The organism is Candidatus Dependentiae bacterium (assembly GCA_040878395.1).
In the GTDB taxonomy this organism is placed as follows: domain Bacteria; phylum Babelota; class Babeliae; order Babelales; family Vermiphilaceae; genus JAKBEL01.
Genome location: JBBDMI010000010.1, coordinates 69,673 through 92,810, shown reverse-complemented (window position 1 = coordinate 92,810; position 23,138 = coordinate 69,673). Strand labels below are relative to the sequence as shown.

Annotated in this window: 19 protein-coding genes and 1 tRNA gene; 8 read left to right on the top strand and 12 right to left on the bottom strand. The window is 36.1% G+C overall.

All coding sequences use genetic code 11. The features are described from left to right. The first annotated feature begins 160 nt into the window (after positions 1-160). Positions 161-1,825 carry an amidohydrolase gene (locus tag WD055_04425; protein MEX0849451.1) on the top strand — a complete coding sequence of 555 codons (1,665 nt, stop codon included), beginning with the start codon at positions 161-163 and terminating at the stop codon, positions 1,823-1,825. Between the two features lie 9 nt (positions 1,826-1,834). Here the strand turns inward: WD055_04425 and WD055_04420 are convergent, their stop codons facing one another. Continuing rightward, entirely contained in the window at positions 1,835-3,808 is a 1,974-nt protein-coding gene (locus tag WD055_04420) for a PEP/pyruvate-binding domain-containing protein (protein MEX0849450.1), read from the bottom strand. Between the two features lie 169 nt (positions 3,809-3,977). On the opposite strand from WD055_04420, the gene WD055_04415 reads away from it, so the two are divergent. Next, a complete protein-coding gene (locus tag WD055_04415) occupies positions 3,978-4,991 on the top strand; it encodes a hypothetical protein (protein ID MEX0849449.1) in 1,014 nt (337 codons plus the stop codon). A gap of 1 nt (position 4,992) precedes the next feature. Here WD055_04415 and WD055_04410 read toward each other — a convergent pair whose 3' ends face one another. The 3 genes from WD055_04410 to WD055_04400 all read right to left on the bottom strand — a co-directional run bounded on the left by WD055_04410 (position 4,993) and on the right by WD055_04400 (position 8,478). Next, positions 4,993-5,256 (bottom strand): hypothetical protein, encoded by a 264-nt coding sequence (locus WD055_04410; GenBank protein MEX0849448.1) that lies wholly within the window; start codon positions 5,254-5,256, stop codon positions 4,993-4,995. Between the two features lie 173 nt (positions 5,257-5,429). Further along, positions 5,430-6,893: an Asp-tRNA(Asn)/Glu-tRNA(Gln) amidotransferase subunit GatB gene (gene gatB / locus WD055_04405; protein MEX0849447.1), complete on the bottom strand. Its 1,464-nt coding sequence runs from the start codon at positions 6,891-6,893 to the stop codon at positions 5,430-5,432. Positions 6,894-6,975: 82 nt separating this feature from the next. Beyond that, positions 6,976-8,478: an Rne/Rng family ribonuclease gene (locus tag WD055_04400; protein ID MEX0849446.1), complete on the bottom strand. Its 1,503-nt coding sequence runs from the start codon at positions 8,476-8,478 to the stop codon at positions 6,976-6,978. A 177-nt stretch (positions 8,479-8,655) separates the two neighbouring features. On the opposite strand from WD055_04400, the gene WD055_04395 reads away from it, so the two are divergent. After that, entirely contained in the window at positions 8,656-9,267 is a 612-nt protein-coding gene (locus WD055_04395) for an OmpA family protein (protein MEX0849445.1), read from the top strand. 1,259 nt (positions 9,268-10,526) lie between these two features. Here WD055_04395 and mnmE read toward each other — a convergent pair. The 3 genes from mnmE to WD055_04380 form a co-directional block, all read right to left on the bottom strand. Then, positions 10,527-11,903, bottom strand: a complete 1,377-nt coding sequence (gene mnmE / locus WD055_04390; GenBank protein ID MEX0849444.1) for a tRNA uridine-5-carboxymethylaminomethyl(34) synthesis GTPase MnmE — start codon at positions 11,901-11,903, stop codon at positions 10,527-10,529. Between the two features lie 19 nt (positions 11,904-11,922). Further along, positions 11,923-12,495, bottom strand: a complete 573-nt coding sequence (locus WD055_04385) for a hypothetical protein (GenBank protein MEX0849443.1) — start codon at positions 12,493-12,495, stop codon at positions 11,923-11,925. A gap of 145 nt (positions 12,496-12,640) precedes the next feature. Continuing rightward, positions 12,641-12,716, bottom strand: a tRNA-Gly gene (locus tag WD055_04380). 282 nt (positions 12,717-12,998) lie between these two features. On the opposite strand from WD055_04380, the gene ruvA reads away from it, so the two are divergent. Together ruvA and WD055_04370 are read left to right on the top strand one after the other, a co-directional pair. Further along, on the top strand, positions 12,999-13,598 hold the full coding sequence (gene ruvA / locus WD055_04375; GenBank protein ID MEX0849442.1) for a Holliday junction branch migration protein RuvA: 600 nt from the start codon (positions 12,999-13,001) through the stop codon (positions 13,596-13,598). A 144-nt stretch (positions 13,599-13,742) separates the two neighbouring features. Further along, entirely contained in the window at positions 13,743-15,059 is a 1,317-nt protein-coding gene (locus WD055_04370; GenBank protein ID MEX0849441.1) for an amino acid carrier protein, read from the top strand. Positions 15,060-15,128: 69 nt separating this feature from the next. On the opposite strand, the gene WD055_04365 is transcribed toward WD055_04370, so the two are convergent. Then, positions 15,129-15,737, bottom strand: coding sequence for a hypothetical protein (locus WD055_04365; protein ID MEX0849440.1), 609 nt, complete (start codon positions 15,735-15,737; stop codon positions 15,129-15,131). A 154-nt stretch (positions 15,738-15,891) separates the two neighbouring features. Here WD055_04365 and WD055_04360 point away from each other — a divergent pair, with 154 nt between their 5' ends. Next, on the top strand, positions 15,892-16,440 hold the full coding sequence (locus WD055_04360) for a hypothetical protein (protein MEX0849439.1): 549 nt from the start codon (positions 15,892-15,894) through the stop codon (positions 16,438-16,440). Positions 16,441-16,523: 83 nt separating this feature from the next. On the opposite strand, the gene ybeY is transcribed toward WD055_04360, so the two are convergent. Further along, the gene (gene ybeY, locus WD055_04355; protein ID MEX0849438.1) at positions 16,524-16,967 is read right to left on the bottom strand and encodes an rRNA maturation RNase YbeY; all 444 of its coding nucleotides are present in this window, start codon (positions 16,965-16,967) and stop codon (positions 16,524-16,526) included. 65 nt (positions 16,968-17,032) lie between these two features. Here ybeY and WD055_04350 point away from each other — a divergent pair, with 65 nt between their 5' ends. Next, a complete protein-coding gene (locus WD055_04350; GenBank protein MEX0849437.1) occupies positions 17,033-17,311 on the top strand; it encodes a hypothetical protein in 279 nt (92 codons plus the stop codon). 285 nt (positions 17,312-17,596) lie between these two features. On the opposite strand, the gene WD055_04345 is transcribed toward WD055_04350, so the two are convergent. The 3 genes from WD055_04345 to WD055_04335 all read right to left on the bottom strand — a co-directional run bounded on the left by WD055_04345 (position 17,597) and on the right by WD055_04335 (position 22,218). Beyond that, positions 17,597-17,896, bottom strand: coding sequence for a GIY-YIG nuclease family protein (locus tag WD055_04345; GenBank protein MEX0849436.1), 300 nt, complete (start codon positions 17,894-17,896; stop codon positions 17,597-17,599). A 298-nt stretch (positions 17,897-18,194) separates the two neighbouring features. Then, positions 18,195-20,660 carry a valine--tRNA ligase gene (locus WD055_04340; GenBank protein MEX0849435.1) on the bottom strand — a complete coding sequence of 822 codons (2,466 nt, stop codon included), beginning with the start codon at positions 20,658-20,660 and terminating at the stop codon, positions 18,195-18,197. Positions 20,661-21,081: 421 nt separating this feature from the next. Continuing rightward, complete coding sequence (locus WD055_04335; protein ID MEX0849434.1) at positions 21,082-22,218, bottom strand: ISAs1 family transposase; 1,137 nt, start codon at positions 22,216-22,218, stop codon at positions 21,082-21,084. Positions 22,219-22,521: 303 nt separating this feature from the next. On the opposite strand from WD055_04335, the gene WD055_04330 reads away from it, so the two are divergent. Further along, complete coding sequence (locus tag WD055_04330; GenBank protein MEX0849433.1) at positions 22,522-23,067, top strand: ankyrin repeat domain-containing protein; 546 nt, start codon at positions 22,522-22,524, stop codon at positions 23,065-23,067. Positions 23,068-23,138 lie beyond the last annotated feature (71 nt).

Below are 23,138 nucleotides of genomic sequence, written 5' to 3'. Positions count from 1 at the left end.
TGTGTTAATTGATAAAGGGCAGGTAATTGTTCAAAATTTTAGCAAAATAAGAGGCTCTATAATGTTGTTTAATGCAAAATATATAAAGTGCGCTTTATGTCTGTTTTTTTCTGTTTTTGCAGATTCAATAGTTGTTTATCCGGCAAAAAAAATTATAACTATGAATTCTACGCAACCTGAAGCGAATGCGGTTGCGGTAAAAGATGGTAAAATTTTTGATGTAGGGATGTTTTCACGAATTATATCAGAATTAACCGATTACGTAGTTGACCAACGTTTTGAGAAAAATATTATAGTTCCAGGCTTTATTGAAGCGCATATGCATCCACAGGTGACAGGTTTCTTGTGGCAGTATCTCTACGTTGGCTACTATGATCGTCATGATCCAAATGGGAACTTGATTGTAGGTTGTAAAACAAAACAACAGGTTCTTGAGCGCATTGCAAAAGCAGTTGAACAGAAAAGAGATAAAAATGGATGGATTATAGCTTGGGGTTATCAATCAGAGTTTTATGGTCATGAACCATTAGTTGTTGATGAGTTAGATCCGATTTCACGACATTATAAGGTTATGGTTGAAAATGCAAATATGCATGCACTTTATGTGAATAGCGCAGTTCTTGAAGAAATTGGTATAGATACGGATACAGAAATTCCTGGCGTGAGTTTGTTTGAAGGTAAATTTACGGGTGAATTGCTTGAATTACAAGCTATGAGATTAGCTCTTGCACATTTGCCAGAAATAACTATTAAAGATATGTGTAATATTACGCGAGCGGCTTCACGATTAGCGCACCGCGTTGGTGTTACTACAATGGTAGATGCTGCGTGCGGTCTTGCGTTTTTGACTCATGGGTTGGAAGCATACCAACATGAAGTGCCAAAATCGGATTTTCCACAACGTGTAGTGTTGTTTCCTATCAATGGTTTAGTTCTTAACAAGGGACTTGATTATATACAAGAGTTGCGCAAAAAAGATACAGCTAAGCTTTCAGTTGATGCAGTTAAGTTTCTAACAGATGGTTCGTTGCAATGTCATACCGCTCATTTACAATGGCCATTTTATCATCACTGCGGATGTAATGGTATGGAAAATATTTCTATTGAAGAGCTTAAAAAGCAATGGCTTATGTTTCATGAGGCAGGGTTGCGTGTGGCGGTGCATGTGAATGGTAGTCAAGCGATAGAGCAAGCATTGCAAGCATCTAAATATGTTCTAGATATATATCCGCGTTTTGATCATCGTCATAGTTTTGAGCATACACAAATGGCTACTGAAAATCAGCTTGAACGTATGGCAGCATTGGGGGTGGTATCAAATTTTTTTATTAACCATATATATTATTGGGGTGATACGCATATTAAAAATTTAGGGTTAACACGTGCTCAAAATTTAAACCCATTGCAATCGGCATTACGTCATGGTGTGCGATTTAGCGTGCATTCAGATGCATCAGTGACACCGGTTGATCCATTATTTTCTATGTGGGTTGCGACTAATCGTATTTCGGCTTCAGGAAATGTTTTGGGAAAACATCAATGTATCAGTGTGTATGAAGCGCTTAAAGCAGTAACATTAGATGCAGCATATTTGTTGCATAAAGATAATGTTCTTGGCAGTATAGAAATCGGAAAATATGCTGATTTTACCATTCTGGATAAAAATCCACTAGAGGTTAACAAGAAAACAATTAAAGATATTAAAGTGAAAGCAACCGTTTTGGGAGGCAAAGTTTTTCCTGTTCATGTCCCTGGCAGTTGGCGCTATTTGAGATTGAACAATGCATGCAAAAAACTTTTACAGCAATATCAATTTTCATTATGAATAAAGTTTTTATTGTTTATTCGCCTCATTAAATGAACTATTTTGTACTATTTGTTCATTAGGTTGTTGATCAATCAATGCATGCAACATATTAATTAAGAATATTTTTTCAAGATCATCAGCTGGTTTTTTGTTTGAACGATCCCATTGTTGTAGTTGTTTGAGGAGTTGATATGCAACTCGTTCGATATATTGATACAGCTGCTGTTTTTGAATTAATTGTGCATCTTCAAATGGTTGCTCATTTAATTCACATTCTTTTTTTGTGATTTGGCCATGTACAATAATATTATTTAAACGAAATAATGCTGTTTTTAATGCTTGCGTTGCTGTTTCTAATGATCCGAATTTGAGTAAATCGAATAAATGTTCAAATGGTACACCGCTAAAAAATTCATCAGGCTTTAAAGCTTCTCGCTCGACATTATTAATTTCAGGAAAAAATGTTGGTAATGTAGAAACTTGTTCGGCAACAGGATGAGTTTTGATGCCGGTTTCAATTGCTTGAAATAAAGTACAAAAGCCGCGACAGCGTTTAAAAGGAAAAGCAATTTTTTGTTGTATATCAAATACCAGTGGCCAACTATTTTGATCGATCCACATGCGCAGTGTTTCAAAGTCAGAGCTCCAAATGATCGGTTTTTTTGTAAGAGCTAAAAGTTCTACCTCTTTTGACCATGTTGCCGGGCGTTCTTTTAGTATGCCGAGAACTATTTCATCTTTATCCTCACGTTTTTCAAGAAGTTCTAAAAACTTACGTGCATGAGGAGCCAGAATTATTTTTTTTCTTTTTTTTACTACAATCAGTTCATGAAATGGCAAAACAGGTGTAATGGCAACAGTATGTTCATTTTTTAGTTTTTTTGTATACAGTTGGTCAAATGAGCTGGGTAATGCAGCTTGCTCCAGTTCAGGGATTTGGATTTTCACTAAATAAATAGTGTTATCACGTTTTATAAAATGAACACAAACCGAATTGTCATAAAGTTCTTCAAGTAGTTGTGCTGCACGTGCAATCTCTTTTGCAGCTTGTACATCAAGAGTAGGTTTTTCTTGAAGGTTATGAGTATTTGGGACCATGCGTGCATGCATCATGTCAAAATCGGGAATTAAACGATTTATTTTTTTTGCAATAACCGGATACACCATATCGTCATGGACATAAAATCTATCAAGAGCTACTGAAGCATCTTTTATTCCTTGGCTATGACCAAAGGCACTTTCGATAGAAACAATGTGAGGGATATTGCTTGTATTGTCATATGAACAACTGACTCCGGACACTACAAGGCCATTTGCATTGGTGTCCTCCATGATCATTGATTGTAAAATAACTTCAAGATGTAATGTATTGTCTAATAATCTGTATGACATCATTTGGGCAATCGTATCTTCATTGAAATATGATATGAGAACTTGTGCGATACCGGCATTAATATTGCGTGCTGCAATAGGATAGACACTTTTTGCACCAAACAGAGGTTGCTTTGTGGAGCTTCTGACGATTAAATTATTTTTTTGTCGTTGACTGCGCTCTAAAAAAGATTGAATAGCGCTATCTATTTTGCCGCTTGCAATATCATGTTGAAATGCTGTTTGAATTGCGGCACGTATGGCGATGAGATCTTCTCGAGCTTTTAGGGTAATTTCTTTATATGCACGAGTTTCCAGTACAACATTTGCCCATAATTTTTTTATATAATCAAGCATCGATAGTTTATATTTTTTACGCCCACGTTTTTCTTCTATCCCCGAAGGAATGCCGGCTAGAAAATGTTCAACATCAATAGATCTTAATGTTACAAATGGCGGAATTGCAACGCGATAATTTCCTAACGGTTTTAAACGGTTTATTTTTTCAGCAACAGATTGTAAATCATAGAGTTGCTGGGTTTTGAAACCAACATTGTTGAGTGATGTTTGTGCAAAAGTGCAACTGATATTACCTAGGAAAATGATATATAACAGATTTTTTTTTAACATGAAAAGACTCCTCTATTGTTGTACTGTAGCGGCTAGTCCACTTTAGGTCAATAGTTATACCTGTATTTGGTTAAATTTTAATACGACCATATGCTTTTGCCAAAAGGCTCATTTAAAAGTACATTTTAATATAAAATATATGTATGGTCATTAACACCAAGGATATCACATGCGTTCTATTTTTACTGCAATTATATTCTGTGTAGTTTTTTCTTTTCAATTTACGCTTGCTCGTTTTATCGATTTTTTTCAATTAAAGCATCCACAAACCGGTCAGTGTGTTATATTAATTGGTGATTGCCACGGAGTCGAAAATCTTGCCTCAGAGAATCGTGCAGCGCTTATCAATTTTGCACATACATATGACGCACATATTATTGTAGAGGATATGTCAGATTATTCCATGTTCGCACGCTATCTTCCTGAAAAAGTATATAACGAAAATGACTTCTTTTCTTTTCATTCTTTGCATTCAAGAAAGCGTATGGCCTATACGAGTTTGTCGTTAACGTATCATTGCAAAAGAAAAAATGTTTCGGTAACCAATGTTGAGTTTCGCCATGGTGGCGGATTGGGTGATTATTCTTTTTTGCCTATGAATATATATTATGATTTGATTGATCATTTAGTTGGCAGTATTTGGCAACAAACAAAAGATATCTTATCCCAAGAGCATCGTGTCTGCTTACAAAAGGTAATGTCACAAATATATGCATTTATTGAAAAAGATATTTTGCTCAGCGCAATAAATCCGATTCCCTATGACGAGAGTAGTATAGGCTTGAGTGACATCGACCTGCGACTTTGTTTAATGCTTGATATATTGATGATGCAAGATTTTATCGAAAAAACAAAAGAAAATCCAAAGAAAACCATAATTATGTGTGCCGGTGCTTATCACATTGAAAATATAAAGCAGATGCTCAATGCTATGCATTATCAAGATGTGTCATCAGTAAGACGCGAAATACGTTCTTATAAAGAGTTACGGCTGCGTGATGTTTTTGCCAAACATATTGAAGATACTGAAAAAATTAAAAAATGTAGTTCAACCGTTTCGATCGGTTTTAATGACCGCAAACGAGTTTATTGGAGTGTCACCAAAAAAGCGATTGTCAGTGGTGCAGCATTAACCACCTTGGCAAGCATGTTTTATATATATTCAAAAGATTTTAGGTGGTAAATTAGAGACTTTTTCGTTTTTGCGCTTGAAGACTTTTTTTATACTCCATGACAGCACGTTTGATTACGTCAGGATCGTCTTGCAAAATTTTCCGTATATTTGGAGAACGATCAATTCCCGTAGAGACAGGTGCTTGAGTTGGCTCGGTTGATCTTTTTATAGCAGATTGAGACCTTGGTTTGGCTCTTATTCTTTTGTAAACATCAGCCGCTTTGATCTGTATCACTGTCAGTGCACATAGACTCATAAAAACTATCTTATTCATTAATTATCCTTAGCTTTTTTTAGTATTGTTTTTGCGGAAGCATGTCGAGTGATTGTGTTATAGCTTAAATAGAAGAAATAGGATGTCATTTTGTCATCAAGTATGTTCAGTTGTTCTTTCAGCAGAGTGTGATAACAACATTCTTGATGACAAAATAACATTTTTAACATGATTTAGCTCAAATGTTTTTTAAGCAATTCTTGAATGATTTTTGGATTGCCTTTGCCTTCTGTTTTTTTCATTGCTTGGCCAACAAAAAATCCGAACATGCGATCTTTTCCTGATTTAAGTTGTGCAACTTGATCCGGGTGAGCATCGACAATTTCTTTGACAATTGCTTCAAGCTCTTCAGGTGAACCGATTTGCTCTAATCCTTTTTCTTTGACCACATCAGCAGGCTTTTGACCGGTTTGAGCAACGATTTCAAATACTTCTTTTGCAGCAGCAGCATTGATGGTTCCTTTTTCTTGAAGTTCAAGAAGTTCTGCCATTAACGCCGGAGTTACTTTGCATACATGAACATCGATCTTATGCTCTTTTAGGTGCCCCATTAAATCACGCAATATCCAGTTGATCAGTTGTTTGCTTTTGGTTAGTTCGCGTGCTTGCTCAAAGTAGTCAGCTATTTCTTTATTATCAACCAGGATTTCAGCTTCGTAAGGCGTTAGTTTGACTTCGTTTACCAAGCGGTCAAATTTTGCTTTTGGTAGCTCAGGCATGATTTTTTTTATGCGAGAGATCCATTCTTCGTTGATCTCAATGAGCGGTAAATCAGGCTCAGGGAAATAACGGTAATCAGCCGCTTCTTCTTTTGAGCGCATCGGTTTGGTTATTTTTTTATGGGTATCCCATAAGCGAGTTTCTTGTTTGATGCTTCCGCCGGATTCAAGAATGTCAATATGGCGTTCGATTTCATGCTCAATTGCATCGCCAATGAATTTAAATGAATTAATATTTTTCATCTCGCAACGTGTACCAAGTTCTTTTGCATCTTTTTTGCGCACAGAAATATTGGTGTCTGCACGAAATGCACCTTCTTCCATGTTTCCGGTACAGATGCCTAAATAGGTAACAATTTGATGCAATGTTTTTAGATACGCTTTCGCTTCATAGGTACTTTCAATATCAGGATAGGTAACAATCTCTAGCAAGGGTGTTCCGGCACGATTTAAATCGACGAAACTTTCATTGGTTCCTGATGCATGAATATTTTTTCCTGCATCTTCTTCCATATGAATACGAATTAAACGAATGTTTTTTGTTGAGCCATCTTCCAACCGAATAGGAACAAAGCCTTCAGAGCAAATTGGATCTTTATCTTGGGTAATTTGGTACCCCTTTGGCAAGTCAGGATAAAAGTAATGTTTGCGAGCAAATGATGAAATATTATTAATGGTGCAGTTCGTTGCAAGTCCTGCTAAAATACCAAAATCAACCACTTTTTTATTGAGTACAGGCAAAACTCCCGGATATCCGGCGCATATATTACAAATGCATTCATTAGGGCTTTTGCATTGTTTGTTGTTACTTGGGCAGAAGATTTTGCTGTTGGTATCGAGTTGTACATGGACCTCTATACCGATATTCAATGCATAATCTGGATAATGATCTAAAATAGAAGGTTGTTTTTTGGACACGTGAATTCCTTGGCAAAAAGCATATTAGATTCTATATGTATGTTTATTAGTTTACCAAATGTGCCTTTTGCTGCAATGGGCATCATTTTTTTTCAATTTTATACTCATAACGATGTAGTCCAGGAGTGCTTTCAACAATAATTTTCCCTTGAAACATTTTTTCTAATGCCAAGAGTGAGTTGTATTGTTCTTGTGTTACATAAGCAAACATTTCAGGATTGAGATAGACTAATAGTTCAGCATCCGGTTGCAGATCCAGTGCTGCAGTTTCGACATTGCGTAAAATTTCAAAGCATTCAGTTTCAATTGATTTAACATGTCCACTGCCACGGCAGGTTGGGCAATCATTAGTAAGCAGTTGTTGTAATGTTTTGCCTGAACGTTTGCGTGTCATTTGAACAAGTCCAAATTCAGAAACTTTCAACACGACTGATTGAAAGCGGTCCTTTTCTTTGAGCATTTTATCAAAATGTCGCATTAATTTATGGCGATTAGCAGATGTTGCCATATCGATAAAGTCGATGACAATGAGTCCGCCAATATTACGTAAACGAAGTTGACGAACAACTTCTTCGGCAGCTTCCAGATTTGTTTTTAAGATAGTATCTTCTAGATTTGTTTTTCCGACAAATCTACCGGTGTTGACATCGACGACTGTCATAGCTTCTGTGGTTTCAATAATTAGAGATCCACCGGATTTGAGGTGAGCTTTTTTCTTGAGCGTGTCATGAATTTGATCTTGAATGCCATAAAAATCAAAAATATTAATTGGATTGTTATAATAACGGATACGATCAACAAATTCCGGTGCCATTTTTTTTACAAATTTGCAAATTTGTTGTTGATTGTCTCTGTCGTCAGTAATAACTGCTTCAACATCGTCATCGAGGTGGTCGCGAACAATTTGTAATGTCAGTTCTAAATCTTCATGTATTTTTGCAGCAGGTTCAGCTGCTTTGAAATTATTTTGAATAGTTTCCCAAGTTGCAAGAAGGTAGTTGATGTCTTTGTAAATTTCTTTTTGATCAGTGCTGTCAGCTGATGTACGAATAATGGCACCCATATTTTCCGGTAGTTTTGCACTGACCAATTCTTTAAGACGATAACGTTCGTCACGATCTTCGATTTTTTTTGATACACCAATGCGCGGAATGTTTGGCATAAGCACAACAAATCTGCCGGGTAAGGTGAAACAGGTAGTTAATTTTGCACCTTTTTGATATACAGGCTCTTTGTTTACTTGTACTAAAACGTCATCGCCTTCATTGAATATTTTGGCGATATCCAGTTTTTCACGTTTAGGTTTTTTAGGCGCATCGTCATCAAGCTGAGTTATTTTACTTATTTTCTCAATGGCTAAATCACGATCAATTTCAGAAATATGCAAAAAACCGGCTTTTTCTTGTCCGATATCAACAAATGCTGTTTGAATACCGGGAAGAATCTTTGTTATGCGGCCCTTAAAGTAACTACGTTCCAGATGGGTAGTTAAAGGTGCTGAGAAGTAAATGTTTTGTGCACGATTATCGTGTGTTACTGCGATACGTGTTTGCCATGGGGCTTTATTTATTAATATTTTTTTCATATTTTAACTATTCCAGTGTTTTGTCGGGTGGCGGATAAAAAAATGCTTCAAAAAGTAGCCTTTATACTATAATATAGCGCATCTAATTACTAATGAGTAGAAAATAACAAAAAAGTATGTTAAAGTCCCATTTAAAGTGGATCGATTGTATATTTTTTAAAAAAAAGAAGGGGAAAAATGTTAAACAATAAATTTACCTTGTTGAGTTTGGCCTTATTGCTAGCTTTGTCTGGATGTGAAAAACAGTGTAATGATTGTGATCCATGCAGCGAAGTTGACGTGCCTGTTTCAGATGTACAATTTCATAGTATGTTTGATGAAGGGTTAGAAGAATTTGATGTAGCAACAGAAGTTGAAGTTGATGGTGTGTCATGTGATTTACATGATTTTGTATGGGTAGAAGATACTGAAAATGCTGATGGCTTTAAAAATGTATGCTTTAGTTTCGATGGGGATAATGTAAGAGAAGATCAAGCTGACGCACTTGTACATAACATTGAACTTGCAAAATCTCGTTTGAATGATGATTCAGATTATCCGGCAACAATAGTTATTGAAGGGCATGCATGTCATTCAGCCGGTCGTCCTGCATATAATATGGCAAAATCAGAATCACGTGCAAAAGCTGTATATGAAAAGTGTGTAGAAGCTGGTATTCCTGCAGATTGCATTAAAGTTGTAGGTCGCGGACAAGAAGTTCCTGCAATTATTGATGGCGTTGAAGTAACCGGTGATCGCGTTGCACAAGCACCGAATCGTCGTTGTGAAATGAGAGTTATATACGCTTAGGTTCGGTTTTTTTCAAAAAAAACCTTTAAAATTGTTTAAAAAAAAAGAGGCTTTACTATTTTTGGTGGAGTCTCTTTTTTTTTAAAAAGTTGTCACATTTTTTTCTATTGTTCATGCTGAGCCTGTCGAAGTATCATGATCTTAAGTTTTTTTATTTTTTTTTATTTAAAGTTATTTATTGTCCTCGCCGGATCAGTCGTCGCATAAAGCTTTGCCTGACAGGCATGGCCCAAAGGTTGTCCTTCGATACACTCAACTACGTTGAGCACTCACAGCCTACACTAAAGTTTCGGCGTGCAGGCAGGATGAAATCTAGAAGGGTCTTGCCGTGCCCAGCGAAGTTTTAACGAAGACGGGCCACAACCTCTGGACTCCAGGCAAAAAAAGGGGTCCTTTTTTTGAATCCCCTTATCGCGGATAAAAACGTCCTTCGGACTGTCAGCTCACGTTCTCATTTACATTCGACCTTAGGCTTCCATATCCGCTATCGGATTTATATAAAAAATATTTAAATTATATCCTATTTCTCGCGCAAAAAGTCGACACACGCAAAATTATAAAAATTTTGCTTTGGCCTCCTTTGCTGCTACCGGCTATAACTTTGATAAACTTTTCCATTAAAAAATCTTGTGTAACCCGCGTGGCTATTAGGATTTTGTCCTTGCGGCAAATACCGAGATTCTTGTTCAAGCCGGGAATGACAAAAGGATTTATTATTCAAATTGAGTACATTTATTACGTATATTTCTGATCATAATATTGCTTTATTTCAGGCATTTTTGTGTTTTCGAACTCGCATTATTTTAAGTAATTATTTTAAACAAGTTTAATTTTCAAGCTTATTTTAGTAAAAGTTACTTTCAAAATAATTATCACACAAAATAACAAAGTTTCTCACCCCTGTCATTCCTGCGAAGGCAGGAATCCACAATAAATGAAATAAATTCATTAAAAAATATTATTTTAGATTCCCTGTAATTTTCCTCATAAGCCCTACAATGCCTATGCTATTTAATTGTACAAGCTTTTTATGGATTCCTGCCTTCGCAGCCTGCCCGCCTTAGCTTTAGCGACGGCTGGGAATGACAGGATGAGGGAAATGGCGCCATGGAAAGCCTAAAACAAAAAAATATGTTTTTTAAAGGATAAAATGTGGGTAATGCATAGGCGCAGGCAGGGATCCACTAGTTAAAGTTTTTCCTTATCGGTTTTATATAAAAAATATTTTTTAAATTTTGTGCAGAGAAGATAGTTATAAGCTATTTGCCTACACAAAATTCTCTAAAAACCTTATCCATTGCAGATTCGCTAATTGTTTTGCCGGTCAGTTCGCTTAGGTCAGAGATTGCGTCTTGTAAATGAATGGATACCAATTCGTAGGCAATATTATCGCCAAATAATGGTAATGTATTTTTTAGTTTTTGTTCAAGTGCGAGCAAGAGATTGAATTGCCTTTTGTTAAGTAGGAAGGGTGATTCAATTGCGCTGAGTAAAAGTTCAATTTTTTGTTCGATAGCAGATTCTACTTTGTCGATATTTTCTTGTGTGCCATGCGTTGTAATAGTAATAGCTTGAGCAGATTGAAAGTCTGTTTTTTTAGGTAAGTCAGATTTATTAAAGATGGTAATGATTTTATCAGGATGTTGTTCTGCTATCTCTTGATAAACCTCTTTTTCTTGTACGTTCATTTGGCGAGAGCTATCAACTACTAATAAAATAATATCAGCAAGATGTGCTTCTTTGAGTGACCGCTCGATTCCTTTTTGTTCAATAATATCATCAGTATTGCGTAAGCCTGCAGTATCGATCAATGTCCAATAATTTTGTTGTTTATACATGCCTGCTTCAATAACATCTCGTGTTGTGCCGGCGATGTGAGTGACAATTGCACGGTCTTTTTGTAATAATGCATTAAATAATGAAGATTTCCCTGCATTAACCGAACCGATAATGGCGATACGGATTCCTTGGCGGATGCGTTGTTGTTGGTCAAATGTTATTTTTAACTGTTCAATTGTTTTGCATCTGTTGGTTATGATGTTTTTGATTGCATCGCCAAATTCCATATCTTCTTCATCAATAAATTCAAAGCTTGCTTGGCAGAATGCAAGAGCTTTGAGAAGGTCTTGTTCAATTTCTACAATCCATTGTGAAAAACTTCCTTCAACTTGTGCAAGCGATTGCTTGAGGGCCATCTGAGTATTTGCGTGTATGAGCTCGTTAATTGCTTCTGCTTGCACTAAGTCCATTTTGTTGTTCATAACTGCACGCTTACAAAATTCGCCTTCACGAGCTAAACGTGCACCATGTTTGATGGCAATCTCGATAATGTCTTGAATAATAAATTGATTATTGTGAGTTGTTATCTCAACGACATTCTCACCGGTAAATGTGCGTGGGCCATGCATAACCAAAAACATTGCATAATCGATAGCATTGTTGTTTTGGTCGATAACATGTCCGGCATGAATAGTGTGTGTTGGGACCTCATTAATGAGTTTTTTATTTGGCAAGCGGCTCAATCGTGTCGCAATATCTAATGCATGAGGTCCGGACAAACGAAGCAATGCAATAGCGCCGCTTCCGCGTGGTGTGCATTGTGCAATAATAGTTTGTAGTTCAGGACTTTGTATCATAACCTTCCATTTATTTTGGTTAACTACCAGTCGTTAATACTACTTTAAAACCTTTTAATGGTCGTTTGAAGTTATTACGTGCTGATTGTAACATTAAATGTGCGCAATTACGGAATAAAGTGCGATTTTTTTCATCTTCAGGAAATACAGGCTTTGTGAAAGTTACCTTTAGATGATAACGTTGAGGTTCTACATTAAATTGAGCATGTTTAATTTGCAATGCATTGAGCAAGTCTTCAAGCCATTTTTGAGCATAGGCAACCATTTCCTCATTCCATGGATCAGTAGATTCAATTTTTCGTGTACGAGCAGCCACAGGAGCTTTGCTTTTTTCAGGTGCCGGTGTTGGTTTGGATGCTTCAGCAGTCTTTTTTTGGCGTAAAGGTCTTGCTGTCGGCTTTGAGTTGCGACTTCTTGGTTTTTCTTCTCCATAAAAAAGTGCAATTTTTGCAGATTTAGTAGTGAAGCCAAACATATTTTTTTTAGGGTGTTCGTGAATACGAACCGAGAATTCAGCCGGTTGTTCTGCACGTTTCCATGCGCAATCGATAGCTTTTACTACTGATGAAGCTTCTTGAACGATTGATTTCATAAAAAATGACCTCTTAAAGCAAATTTGTTCTTACTTTTTTTTGCAGAGGGCGCATTTTTAGAAAAAATAAATGAATTAGTTTGAAACAAAAAAGACGCTTGCCTTGCCTGCAAATAAATCAAGAACATGAATATGAATGAATAAATGGAGCGGAAAACGGGATTCGAACCCGCGACCTTTGCCTTGGCAAGGCAACGCTCTACCAGCTGAGCTATTTCCGCATTAACGGTATAATCAGTAAAAAATGTACCATTCGTGGACATTTTGTCAAATGTTTTGTGCATATTTTATGCTAAAAAGGTTTAAATGCCTGTTATTTGTAAAATACCGATAGAAAGGTCTTGATATCGTTTACATTGTAGAATTTGCTATTTCTGATAATATCACCTTTAATATGGCTCATGTAATAAGACAAACGTTATCGGTATATATAAGTTTGTCTTTCAATTTTAATTTAGAATGCTTGTACAAACCGCTTACAGCCCCAAAATGAAAGGTAAAAAATGATTGACAGTATTTCAGGGAAAGTTACTGCACAAAATGAGTCACATATTACCGTAAGTGTCGGCCCGCTAGGTTTTGGCGTTTCAATACCATCTACTATGCATGTTGCCATTGGGCAAGAAGTAGACTTATTTTTATATATGCATTGGAATCAAGAGCAGGGGCCGAGTCTTTATGGTTTTGCAACAGAATTAGATAAAACAGTATTTTTATTGATTACCAGTTGTTCAGGTGTTGGTCCAAAAATTGCAATGGCAGCATTAGCACAGCTTGGTGGTGCTGCATTTGTGCAAGCGGTGCAACAGGCGGATGATAAAATGCTGAGTAAAATTAGTGGTATTGGTGCAAAAAAAGCGGAGCAAATGGTTGTGCAACTAAAACACAAAGTTGCAAAATTACTCAAATCAGGAGTTCAGTTTGAAGGTGCAGAGCATATTTCAGACATTCATAATGTTTCTGAGGTATTGCATTCTCTTAATTACTCACGAAATGAAATTGATGCTGCAATGAATTGGTTGCAAAGACAAAATAAAGGAGCACAAGTTCCGTTTGATAAATTGGTTAGGCAGGCTCTTTCGTTTTTGGCCAAGAGGACATAATCCTTTCGATGTTTTTTGTGGTAAACTTGTTTGATTATGCATGAAGTTATAAAAAATTAACCTATAATGAGGAATAATAAAGTTAGATAAAGTAAAAGAAATTATTTTTTTTTCATCATTGTTATTTTAATTCACGGAGTTTATATGAATTTACTTACTTCATTAGTTTTAGTAAAAAATTTTTTAGATTTTCCTGTTGCGGTTTTGTTTTTTGTGGTCGGGCTGTTTTTAACTATTAAGACACGTTTTATACAGGTTCGTGCGATGCCAAAGTTTATCGATTTGATCAAAGGTGGAATTTCGCGTAAAAAAGTGCAAAACAAAGAGGGCGATGTTAAAACAATTGATACTTTTCATGCGTTGTTTACTGCAATGTCCACGACTATTGGTATTGGAAATTTAGTGGGCCCAACGGTGGCAATTTTTGCCGGTGGTCCCGGTGCAATGTTTTGGTTGCTCCTTTATATTTTTCTGGGTTCGGTTACCAAGTTTACTGAAGTTGTGTTTGCCATGTCTACACGCATAAAAACTGAAAATGGTCATATAATTGGTGGCCCAATGCAATACCTAAAACATGTAAGTATTTTTTTTGCTAATTGGTTTATGTATGTAATGGCTGTTTTGTTTATTGGTTGGTCGATGGTACAATCAAATACATTGGCTGCAATGTATGCGCAAGATGGCATTCCTGAATGGGTAACCGGTGTTGCATTGGCTGCAATTACGCTCTACGTTCTTGTTGGTGGCGCACAGCGTGTGGGAGAAGTTGCCAGTAAATTGGTGCCGATAATGTTTTTCTTTTATATATCGTTTGCATTGTTAATTTTGTTTCAAGACATAGTTGCTTTACAACTAGCTGTTGCGAGTATAACTCAATGTATTTTAACTCCGGCCGCTCCAATAGGTGGATTTTTGGGCGCGACTGTTTTGCAAGCAATGAAATGTGGCCTTTACAGAGGTGTATTTATTACCGAAGCCGGTTTGGGAACTTCATCAATTGCTCATGCAATGGCAGATACACAAAAACCGGCTGATCAAGGTGTGTTGGCGATGTTTTCTATGGCAGCAGATGCATTACTCGCTTTAATTTCTGGGTTAATTGTATTGGTAACCGGCGTTTGGGAACAAGGCGTATTTCGTTCAACATTGATTTATGAAGCATTCAAGGTTAGTGCGCCGGCGCTTGGGCAGTTCGTGTTATTAGTAAGTATTTCATTGTTTGTAATTACCACAGTAATCGGTAATAGTTTTAATGGTCGACAAACATTTGCATCAATTACCAACTTTAAATATGTTAATTGGTATGTTTGGTTTACGGTCATTATGACATTCGTTGGTTCAATGTTGCATGTTGAACTTGCATGGGTGATTATGGACATTTTAATTGCTTTGGTTGCGATTCCAAATTTAATCGGTATTGCTATTTTGGCGATACGCCGACCACAAGAACTCAAATTATAAATTTGGATAAAATTTTGTATAAAAAAAAGAGGCTCGCAGTTGCGAGCCTCTTTTTTTTATGATGCTTTTTTAATTTTGTGCTTGTTGTATTACTGTTTGAAGTAATTGTAAGCTTTGTTTGGCATCTTGAAGTTGTCTAGCTTCTTGTTCAGTTAATTTTTCAGATGTAGCTTTTTCATTGAGTGTACGTACTGTGGAAATTAATTCGCTTAATTCGGTGATGAGCTTTAGTTGTTGTTCTTGCTCTTGCATTTGTAGATTTGCCTTACGGATTTGTAATTCAGCAACAACTTTTTGCATAGCTTGTTCGTCATTGCCAAAAAGAGCATTGATAAAGGTTTCTGCTGCTTTGTCTCCACATCGAGCTGCAAAAGTTCCGACAAATTGGCGCCCTGCAGTCATGCCAAACTCTATTGAAATTTGTTGACCTAAGGGGAGCTCTGGTTTTGGTTGTTTTACGGTAACTGGAGAAAATGTGAAATTAATTTTTTCATTTGGTAATTGGTCTCGCGCATCAAAGTTAGCATCAAAATAAGAGTTTGCGTTAGATGAGGCTTCTTCAGGCGCATTGCCGTCTGTACTTGGGTTCACAGAAGGACCTGTGGGGATGCCTGAAGCATCAGCACCAAATAGAAATGAACAGTTACTTAACAAGATACATAATAATATTTTTTTCATGAAAAATCCTTTTTGAAAGTTAACATATGTGTTTTGTAGTATAGCAGTAATTTTTTTTAAAAAAAGAGTGTATCATAGCTGGCCATTTGTCAAACCGAAAAATATACCTTATGATGACATGCATATTTTATTCACATTTTTTATCAGGATTATTATGCGTACATTTTTATTATTTGCATTGCTTGCATCAGCTCCAATTTCTATATTAACTCAAAAAAATGAACTACCATCATGTCATTATCAAGGTGATACATTTGATTATGGTGCGATGTTGACCTATTGTTCACAAAAAATTGAAAGTTTTGCTCCTCGATTAGAAGCATTACAAGATGATTCACAAGAGATGGTATTAGAGCCGACAAATGAGCAAGAAAGAAATGATATGTTATGTGCATATACATCTTTTTTAAAGGCTGTATTTCGTATGCGTCAAGAGATTGCATGTATTGATGATGAAACGGCACATTTAGTTGCGTCAGCTATTTGGTATTCGATGCATGGCGTGTTTCAGTTATTTGCAGCTGAAGTACAAAAAGAGGCAATTAATGAAGTTATTGATTGGATAAAAAAACATGCTGATGATACGTGGGAGCCACAAGAGAATGTAGATGCGTATAAGCCAAAGTCACAATGGGCAGCATTGAGAAAAGAAGAAGCAGATGATTTTTCTGATTTATTGCGTGAGATAGAAGAGGATCTTTAATTTTTATAAGTGGCAATTGATATATTGTAGTTGAAAAGAGAGATGAGTCTTTTGTCTTCTCATCGCTCTATTTCATAATAAGTTTATTGAAGCATTTTCAAAAGAGATGCTTCTTTTTTTTTCATGACTTCATAATCTTTATCTTCAATGTGATCGTAACCAAGCAAATGGCAGATGCCATGCACGAGCAACATGTCCATGCGATTGTCAAATGACATTTGCCAACGATCAAGATCATCGTTTACATATTGCGGGCATATAATGATATCTCCTAAATTTTTGTCATCTTCAGTTTCCGGTTCAATGCGAGCTCCCGCTGCAATAAGATGAAATGGAAAAGACAAGATATCGGTTACTCTATCTCTATCACGGAAATCATTATTGTATTTTTGCATTGCTTCCGGTGTGACCAAAACAATGTTTATATCAAAGTCTGCATAATCTAATGCATCTAATGCTATTTTTGTGTGCTGTTCTAATGCTTTAATGTCTACGGGGAATGTTTGTTCATTTTTAATAAGAATCATATAATATCCTCATGATTATAGTACTTTAGTATAAATGTTAATTAAAAAAAACAAATAGGTTTTTCATGAAACAACTATTCCTTTATGCTCTTTTTTTATGTACGGCATTGTCTGTTAATGCAAGTAATGATTCAAAAGCACATGAACTTTTTGTTCAATATCAAACAATGCGTGAAGCCGGCGCTGAGCAAGGAACAGTTTCGCTGCAAACATGGAAAATAATAAAACCTTTGTTATTGGAAGAACAAGATTTTAAGTTTTCCGTATGTACTATCTTTTATAAGGTTGAAGGCCGACCTGTTGTTCAATCAGCTGAAGTTATGATTAATCCGGCAAATGAATAAAAACCTGGATATGTTTTATTCGGAATACCCTTCGATACTTTGCTATCGCTCAACTCAGGGAGAAATGATCTAGTTTTATCGCTCAACTTAGGGAGAAATGATCTAATTTTTTGTTTTTTAAGTGAGTGTTGATAGCCTTTGTAATCAATTGTATGATCTAAATAGTCATGTATTATATCTTTGCTTATAGGACAGAGGTTAACAATATTGAAAGATACAATATATTAATTTCTCCCTGAGTTGAGCGCAGCGAAGTATCGAAGGGTATTCCGATTATATTTTTACTTACTGTTTTTTAAATTTTTTCTTTGAAAGTTGTGGTAGTAATTGCCAATTTCTTTTAATTAAAGCCTCTTTTTTCTTTCTGGACCACTTTTTTATTTGGTGTTCCATTGCTAGCGCAGAATCTTTTGAAGGAAACTCTTCATAAAAAACTAACTTTACCGGTCGACGTGTGAATGTATAGCAATCTATGATTGCTCCTTGCTGATGTTCACTTAATCTTCGCTTGAGATCCCAAGTCTGGCCTGTATAATAGGAGCCATCTTTACATTCTAAAATATATACAAAGCAGGATTTATTCATATTTTTTCATCTGTTTTTACTGTAATATTTATATCGGAATACCCTTCGATACTTCGCTATCGCTCAACTCAGGGAGAAATGATCTAGTTTTATCGCTCAACTTAGGGAGAAATGATCTAATTTTTTGTTTTTTAAGTGAGTGTTGATAGCCTTTGTAATCAATTGTATGATCTAAATAGTCATGTATTATATCTTTGCTTATAGGACAGAGGTTAACAATATTGAAAGATACAATATATTAATTTCTCCCTGAGTTGAGCGATAGCGAAGTATCGAAGGGTATTCCTTTTATTATAACTTATTCACACACCACGAATCCATGCCATAACTCATTAATTTGTTTTAATTCATTCTCATCACGTTTGTTACTGCTATAATCTAAACTTAATGATTTTGTTGCGCCTTTAATAAGTGCATCTTGGGTTTTAAGTTTATGTAATGTTTCATCGTCAGCAAAAATAGTTAATGTTTCCAGTTCTTGTTTTAATGAAAGTTGCTGAGTTGTTTTGATTTTACGCACAGCACCAATTACTTGTAGTACCAATTGCATAGTGACAGCTTCGTTAGTAAATGCATAGACAGTTTGTATATCAGCAAACTTTGTTTTATGAATTGAGTCAATCCCAACTGAATCTTTGTAGATTAATGTATAAATTTCTTCTGTAACAAATGGTAAATAAGGTGCATATAGTTGCAAGATGCGCAAGCCGACATGATATAATGTCCAGCGTGTTGCAAAAAGTTCTTCATGATCGTAGTTGTCAGGATTAAACAGTTGATCCTTAATTAACTCTAAATAGTTGTCACAAAAGATGTGCCAGAAAAATGATTCGGCTGCATTGAGCGCAAGGCCAAATTCATTTTTTTCTAAATAATTATGATAGATTGCAAATGTTGCAGAAGCTTCATTGAGCAGCCATTGGTTGATTAAACCAAATTTTTGTGGTGCTTCTTTTATTTGAGCTGCATTGATATGCTCTTTGGTGAATCTGAATGCGTTCCAAAGCTTAGTAACTAGTTTGCCGCCAATTTTTAATTGATTTTCTGAAAACGCAACATCATGTCCTAAATTTCCTGAGGCAGTCCAATAACGAATGACATCGGCAGAATACTGACTCAATAAATGTTCAGGACTTGTTGCTTTTTGATTTTTTGATTTAGAAAGTTTTTCTTTACTGTCAGCAAGTACGTGTCCGGAAATAACAATGTTTTCCCAAGGGATCTGTTTGTTGTGCATCCAGGTTTTGACGATGGTATAAAACGCCCATGTACGGATAATGTCATGCGCTTGTGGCCGCATGCTCATAGGAATAAACCCATTAATTTTAGGGTCATCAAAATTAACTTCGTTGTTGGTAAATAGTTGATAACAAATATACGGTGTAATGGAAGAGGTATTCCAAGTATCCATAACATCAGTATCGGCAATCAATTTTTTACCTTTAAACTCAGCAGGAATGTTGCCGGGATATTCAGTTTCTTGAGGATCTACCGGTAATGCATCTGCCGGTGGTAATAAAAATTGATCAGTACCTTCAACGTGCCATACCGGAAATGGAATGCCATAAAAACGTTGGCGAGACAAGCACCAATCCCATCCTAAATTTTTCACCCAATCGATATAGCGTGCTTTCATAAATGATGGATACCAATTGATCTTATCGGCCAGTTTAATGAAAGCATTTTTATGTTCTAAAATGTTCAAAAACCATTGGGCTAATGTAACGTATTCAATCTCTTTTTTGCATCGTTCATGAACACTTACATTGTGCTCAATAGGTTTTTGTTTGAGCAATAAGTTTTTGTTTTGTAATTCTAGTATTATTTTTGCGCGTGCATCAGGAACTTTTAATCCGGCTAAAATACCGGTTTCATCAGTGAACTTTCCATCAAAGCCGATCGATTGTTTGTAGGGTAAATTGTGATTTTTGAACCATAGAATATCTGTTTTATCACCAAAGGTGCAGCACATAACAAGACCGGTTCCTTTTTCTATCTCTACAGTTTCATCGGCAAGCAACGGAACTTTATTACCAAATATTGGCACTATTGCATGTTTGCCTTTGAGCACATTGTATCGATTGTCATCAGGATGATAAAAAACGGCAACACATGAAGGTAATAGTTCAGGGCGTGTGGTACTGATAATTAGATCATTGCCATCTTCATCTTTGAAAACAATATCATTAAACATAGATGGTTTTAATGCATCATCAAGTTCTGCTTGTGCAACTGAAGTACGGCATGTAGTGCAATATAATGCAGGTTCATGTTTGCGATAAATATAACCTTTTTTGACTAAATCAATAAACGAGGCCTGTGAAAGTTTCCGGGTGTTTTCTGAAATAGTGGAATAACAAGCATCCCAATCGACCGAAAGGCCCATGCGTTGCCAAAGATCTTTAAACTCTTGCTCAGCTTCTTTTGTTTCTTCAAGGCATAAGTCAATAAATGCGGAACGTCCCATTTTATGCGCACTGGTTTTGCATTTTTTTTCAACATATCGTTCAGTTGGTAAGCCATTGTCATCAAACCCAAATGGATAAAAAACGGAAAAACCATTCATGCGTTTATAGCGCGCAATAATATCAGTTTGTGTGTAGGAAAATATATGACCGATGTGTAGATTGCCTGAAACAGTAGGGGGTGGTGTATCAATTGACCATACAGGTCCGGGATGGTGTTCTTTTTTATAGGTTTGTTCTGATTGCCACTTAGTGCGAAGTTCAGCTTCGCTTGTTTTGTGTTCGTACCGTTTATCCATGTTTTCCCTTATTTACACACTAAAATAGATATAAGTTAGTGTACTTTTAAAACTCATTAGGGTCAAAGCTGAGGTATTGCCTTTTGTGCATGTTAAGATCTAATATTGATAAAGGAAAAAGATATCTTGGTGTTTCACTGGCATAACAAAAAACTGTTTTTAAGGTGTGGCAATGAAGGTACGCGTTACTATCAAAAAGCATTTCATGAGTATGTTGCGCAGATAGCAGCATCTGCACAACAATAAATTAATTAAGCAACAGTGGTTAATTGAGATCCATAATGATCATGCAATTGTCCAATTAACTGTTTTGCTTGTACGCGCATTTTTGCAGAGGTTCGTTTATTGTTAGCCAGTATTCGGAGTTTTTTAAGTGATGCGTTGATACAAAGGCGACCCAGGGCAATCGCGTGAATAAGCCCTAGTTTATAAGGGTTTCCCAAAGTGCGCTTTGGCTGGTCGTTATCATATTTCGTTTGCCTTGAATGCTTCGATTGATCGGCGATTTGTGCAACTTTGACAAACTAAAGCATCGAAGAGCTGACATGTTCATTGGAGTATTAAATTTTCGGATAGTCGATCGGTCCTCATCCATTGCTGTATCAAGATGCCAATGCAGCTTGTTCTCAATTGACCAATGTGCGCGTGACAGACACAGAATTCTGGCTGCATGCGGCGGTAAGCTGCTAATATAGCAGCGCATGGCAACTGCTTGTTTCCCTTTTTTTACCACAGTTGATTTGACCAAAGCTATGTTGCGCAATCCTGCCCATTCAGGTTTTTGTTCAAGCCATCCAATATCATCTGTTGCCCAATACTCACGAACTTCGCGTCTCCCGTGGTCACAATCTTCAGACCAACTATAATTAGCTGGTATATCATCGAACGTTTTTTCGCTTACATCGATTAAATAATCTTTTACATCCTTATAAAATTGATGCTGGTTACCTTTCAGTGTAATCAAATAATCTGTTCCATGGGCACGTATTTTTGAAACAATGTTTTTTTGTGCACCAATTGCGTCAATTGTTACAATTTTGCCTTTTAGACAGAGTTTATCTAATAGCGTTGGAATAGCGGTAATCTCATTGCTATGTTTTGCAACCCTAACTGAACCTACAACCACTTTCAATCTGTCAATCCATCCACGGACAATACACAGAGGGTCATCTGATGAATAAGTTCGTATAACTTTACCATCAATCTTAATGTGATCATTTATATTATTATCAGCGCCTTCTAGCCAAATTGTAAGCCACAATTCTAATTGTTGAGGAAGAACTAAACCTAACGCTGCATTAATTGTATCGTGCGATGGCATACGATCTTTTAAACCAAATAAAGGCATAAACCATTCTTTGTGATCATTGCCAAAATTTGCAATTTCTACAATATTGTTTGCCCCACCAAGCAACGCACAAATTGCCAATATTATGATGCATTCAAGGCTATACACCTTATTTCTATCTGATCGAAAGTCTTCTACTTCTAAAATACAGCTTATTAAATTTGCAAATCTTGGGTTTTGGTGTACGTTTTCAAGAGATATGCTATTCATAAAGGTTCCTTTTTTAGGTGAATTTGAAAATTGAATCGAATAGCATATCCCTATCTCAAATCATAAAATCAGTCAACTTTCAATAAAAAATGATCTATTTTTGATAAAAAACCTAAAAAAATGCGGGTTTCTTTCTTCCCTGTAAAACACCTATAAATTCGAAGTTATTCACGCGATTGCCCTGAAGGCGACCAATCTTTTGTGTTGCGACCAATCTTTTGTTGACTAATTGTAATTAATCTATGTACGCTTGATTGTAAGTGATAATTATTTCTAAAATGATAAACGATAATAGGGCTTTTTATGAAAATAATGAATTTGATTTGTTTAGTTGTAATATCAGTAATCAATCTCCGTGCTGCTGATACTTCTTATCCACAAGATAGTTGGATTGTTTCTATTGGTAGGTTTATCGGTGATGTGCTTAAATCGAAAGAAGAACTATTATATATTGCATTCGACGACCAAAAATATACAAAAATGGAACAACTTTTAGATAAGAATGAAGATTTGGCAAATGCATTAGTGCCATCTGATTATATGCCTACTGAAAGAAGTATACTTATGCAAGCAGTGATCAGGGGTGATATTCGAGCTGCTAGAATGTTGTTGCAACATGGTGCAGATCCGAACAAAGGTACACGATCTCTGGGGACACCGTTGCAACAAGCAGTGAGAAGACTAAATAGCGGAATGGTTAAACTGTTGATAGATTATGGTGTTGATACAACAAGAGCACGAGAGCAAGGATTAGTTGATTTTGCTCGTAATCGAGGTGAAGACGGATTGGCAGCTTCCTTAGAAAAGGCCTCAGTTTCAGGTAGTAAGACGAAGAGTGCCAAAAAATGACTTTATCAAAAATATATTTGAAAGCAAAAAAATTATTTTCACGTGCGCAGATAGCAGCATCCGCGCAACAA